Below are 4,012 nucleotides of genomic sequence, written 5' to 3'. Positions count from 1 at the left end.
CGCCGCGCGGCGGGCGAGCGCGTCGAGGTCGTACCGCTTCTTGAAGTCTACGTAGACGACGTGGTCGCCGCCGATCGCGCCGAGCAGCGGCATCAGCAGGCCGTCGATCTCCAGCCCGTCGAGTTCCGGGATGTCCCCCGGCGACGGGCGCAGTTGCTCGGCGATCTCCTCGAAGTTCTCGAGCTCGTCGGCGAGCCGCCGCAGTTGCTCCGGTCCGATGTCCTGGGTCGCCACGACGCACCTTGGGGCCGCGCGTTGCGCGCCGCCGCCGTGATCGAATACACCACCGGCGCGCGCCGCGCCAATCGCCGCGCCGAACGTCGCGGAAAAGGCGCCGCCCCCGCGCGGAGAGATTCGCGGGGGCGGCGCCGTCCAGGCGGGCCCGGACACAGGAGGGATCGCGGGCTTGGGGGGCTCGCGAACGTCAGGGCTCGCGATGGAACGGGTAGGCGTAGTCGGTCGCGGGGAGGAACGTCTCCTTGATCGTCCGCGGGCTGATCCAGCGCAGCAGGTTGAGCGGCCCGCCCGCCTTGTCGTTCGTGCCCGAGGCGCGCGACCCGCCGAACGGCTGCAGGCCGACCATCGCCCCGGTCGGCTTGTCGTTGATGTAGAAGTTGCCGGCCGCGTAGCGCAGCGCGCGGCAGGCCTCGAGGTAGGCGTAGCGGTCGGTGGCGAAGATCGCGCCGGTCAGGCCGTAGCGCGACGTGGACTCGCAGAGCCGCAGCGTCTCTGCGTACTTCGCGTCGTCGTAGACGTAGACCGTCATCACGGGGCCGAAGATCTCCTCCTCCATCGTCGTGAAGTGCGGGTCCTTGGCCTCGATCAGCGTCGGCTGGACGAAGTAGCCGACCGACTTGTCCCCCTCGCCGCCGAAGACGATCTTCGCGTCCTTCGACGACCTGGCGACGCCGACGTAGTGCATGACGTTGTCGAACGCCGGCTCGTCGATCACGGCGTTGACGAAGTTGGAGAAGTCGCGCACGTCGCCGACCTTGATCTTGGAGACCATGCCGCCGACGAGGTCCCGCACCTCCGGCCAGAGCGACGCCGGCACGTAGGCCCGCGAGGCGGCGGAGCACTTCTGCCCCTGGTACTCGTACGCGCCGCGGACGATCGCCGTCGCGACGGCGGCCGGGTCGGCCGAGGCGTGGACGAAGATGAAGTCCTTGCCGCCGGTCTCGCCGACGATCCGCGGGTAGGAGCGGTACTGCCCGATCCGCTCGGCGACGCCGCGCCAGAGGTGGTTGAACGTGGCGTTGGAGCCGGTGAAGTGGATCCCGGCCAGCGCGGGGTGGCCGAGCGCCGCCCCGCCGACGACGCTCCCCGCGCCGGGAACGAAGTTGATCACGCCCGGCGGGAGCCCCGCGTCCATCAGCGCGCGCATCACGAGGTAGTTGGAGAGGACCGCCGTGCTGGCCGGCTTCCAGACCGTCGTGTTCCCCATCAGCGCCACCGACATGTTGAGGTTCGAGGCGATGGCGGTGAAGTTGAACGGGCTGATCGCGAAGACGAACCCCTCGAGCGGCCGGTACTCCATCCGGTTGAGCTGGTCGGCGGCGGAGCGCGGCTGGTTGCCGTAGATCTCGGAGGCGAAGTAGACGTTGTAGCGCAGGTAGTCGATCAGCTCGCAGACGGCGTCCACCTCCGCCTGGTAGGCGTTCTTCGCCTGGCCGAGCATCGTCGCCGCCGCGATCTCGTACCGGCGGTTCTTGGAGAGCAGCTCCGCGGCCTTGAGGCCGATCGAGGCCCGCTCGATCCAGGAGAGGTTCGACCACTGGTCGTGCGCGGCCAGCGCGGCGTCGATCGCCCGCCGCACCTCGGCCTCGCCGGCCATGTGGCAGCGGGCGAGGACGTGGCCGTGGTCGCACGGCATGACCACGTCGCGCATCTTGCCCGTCCGGACTTCCTTTCCGCCGATGATCAGCGGGATCTCGACGACCTGCGCCGCCTGGCGCTCCAGCCCGGCCTTGAGCGCGGCGCGGGAAGGCGAACCGGGGGCGAAGTCGTTCATCGGTTCGTTGGTCGGAACGTCGAAGCGGAAAACGCTGTTGTTCATGGCGGAGCCTCCTGCCGTCCCCGCGGTCCGGACGGCGCCGGAAGAATGGATACCACGCGCGCGGCCATGAATGCAGTGATATGTTTTCCAGTGCGCTATGAGTTCCGATCATGACCGGGCGTCCGCGGGGACGCCGGAGGAGAGGCGATGCCGCTCGATCTCGCCCAGTTGCGCGTCTTCCACGAGGCCGGACGCGGGGACGGCTACACCGCCGCCGCCCGCCGGCTGCACGTCACGCAGTCGGCGGTCAGCCACGCGATGCGCAAGCTGGAGGACGGGCTCGGCGTGGCGCTCGTCGAGCGGCGCGGCCGCCGGCTCGCCTTGACCGAGGAGGGCGCCGAGCTGCACGCGGTCTGCCGGGACGTCTTCGCCGCGCTCGACGACGCCGAGCGGCGGCTGACGGCGCGGCGGACAGGCGTGGCCCAGCTCGTCGTCTTCGGGGCGACGGTCGAGTTCGGCACGATGGTCCTGGTGCAGAAGCTCCGCCCGCTGCTCGACGCCCATCCCGAGCTGAGCGTCGCCTTCCGCTTCTCGAACGAGCTCGACGGGCCGCTGCTGCGGGACGAGATCGACCTCGCGCTCGACTGCGCGCCGCACCAGCATCCGTCGCTGCTGCGCACCCGCCTCTTCCGCGAGAAGTACGTCGTCGTCGCCGCCCCGTCGTTCCTCTCGCGGCGGCCGCTGCGCGCGCCGCTCGACCTGCGCCGCGCGCCGGTCCTCTCGCTCGACGACGAGGGGCTGTGGTGGAACAAGCTCCTCCGCGCGCTTCCCGCGAAGCGCCGTCCGACGCTGGAGCGGATCGTGCCGATCGACCACGTGCGCGGCCTGATCAACGCGACGATCGAAGGGTACGGCGTGGGCCTCGTGCCCAAGTACACCGTGCTCGGCGAGCTCGCGCGCGGCGAGCTGATCGCCCTCTTCCCCCGCCTGCGGCTCGTGGACGACACGTTCTGCGTCTTCCAGAAGCGCGCCCGCGCGGAGCGCGCCGGCAACGCCCTCCTGACGGAGTTCCTGCGCCGCATGGACGTCCGCGAATTCGGCGACGCGATCGGCGGCTGACCCCGGCGCGCGACACCGCCCGCCCCGCGACACACCGCCTTGTCGGGATCGGCCGTAGGGGAGGCTGGCGCGCCCCGACGATCGTGCCCGCGCGAAAGCCCCCACCGCGCCAGCCGCCCCCAACGGGAGCGGCGAAAGGCGACGCGGGGCCGTTTGAGGACTTCGGTTTCTATCGGCGAGCGAGCGCGAGGCCGGCGACGATCGCGCCGATGCCGACGCCGACCTGCAGCAGCACGCTCGCCGCCGCGGCGACGGCCCGGCCGGCGCGCAGCAACTGGACCGTCTCGAAGCCGAACGTCGAGAAGGTCGTGAAGCCGCCGACGAGGCCGGTCACGAGCAGAAGCCGCGCGTTGGGTCCGAGCGCGCCGCGGTACTCCGCCGCGCCCATCAACAAGCCGATCACGAAGCAGCCGGCGAGGTTGACGACCGTCGTGCCCCACGGGAACGACGACGGCTTCGTCCACGCGGCGACGATCGTCGAGGAGGTCCAACGCAGGACGGAGCCGGTGGCGCCGCCGAGCGCGACCAAGAGGAATTGCGACAGAGAGAGATTGAGCGTTTCCGCAGGCACGGCTGGTCTCCCACCCCAAGGGGTGAATCGCGATGAGGTAGGAGTCATCAGCGGCGCCGCGCCGCGTTCGAGGGCGGACTCCATCGCCCGGAAACGTGAGGATGATACCGGGGCCGCACGGCCTTCTCAAGTTGCGGCCCGCAGCGGCAGCCGAATGGCTGGTACGATTCTCCCCATGCGCCGTTGGCTCCGCGTTCTGGCTCCGCTCGTCGCGCTCGCCCTCGCGGGCGCGGGGTGGACGCCCCGTCTCCCGGCGGGCCCGACGCCCGCCGGCCGCGCGGCGCCCGAGGCGGCGCTCCCCGCCGCGCCGACCGGCCCCGCGCCGG

Annotated in this window: 4 protein-coding genes; 1 reads left to right on the top strand and 3 read right to left on the bottom strand. The window is 71.3% G+C overall.

Going from position 1 to position 4,012, the window contains the following annotated elements:
* Together LLG88_16485 and pruA are read right to left on the bottom strand one after the other, a co-directional pair.
* Positions 1 to 234, bottom strand: a 234-nt coding sequence (locus LLG88_16485; protein ID MCE5248505.1) for a hypothetical protein, incomplete at its 3' end; no start/stop codon positions are given.
* A gap of 190 nt (positions 235 to 424) precedes the next feature.
* The gene (gene pruA / locus LLG88_16480; protein ID MCE5248504.1) at positions 425 to 2,056 is read right to left on the bottom strand and encodes an L-glutamate gamma-semialdehyde dehydrogenase; all 1,632 of its coding nucleotides are present in this window, start codon (positions 2,054 to 2,056) and stop codon (positions 425 to 427) included.
* Positions 2,057 to 2,203: 147 nt separating this feature from the next.
* On the opposite strand from pruA, the gene LLG88_16475 reads away from it, so the two are divergent.
* The gene (locus tag LLG88_16475; GenBank protein MCE5248503.1) at positions 2,204 to 3,115 is read left to right on the top strand and encodes a LysR family transcriptional regulator; all 912 of its coding nucleotides are present in this window, start codon (positions 2,204 to 2,206) and stop codon (positions 3,113 to 3,115) included.
* 169 nt (positions 3,116 to 3,284) lie between these two features.
* Here the strand turns inward: LLG88_16475 and crcB are convergent, their stop codons facing one another.
* Positions 3,285 to 3,686, bottom strand: a complete 402-nt coding sequence (gene crcB, locus LLG88_16470) for a fluoride efflux transporter CrcB (protein MCE5248502.1) — start codon at positions 3,684 to 3,686, stop codon at positions 3,285 to 3,287.
* Positions 3,687 to 4,012 lie beyond the last annotated feature (326 nt).

Source organism: bacterium, from assembly GCA_021372775.1.
Lineage (GTDB): Bacteria > Acidobacteriota > Polarisedimenticolia > J045 > J045 > JAJFTU01.
The sequence above is the reverse complement of the archived record's forward strand: the minus strand, read 5'-3'. Positions and strand labels throughout refer to the sequence as shown.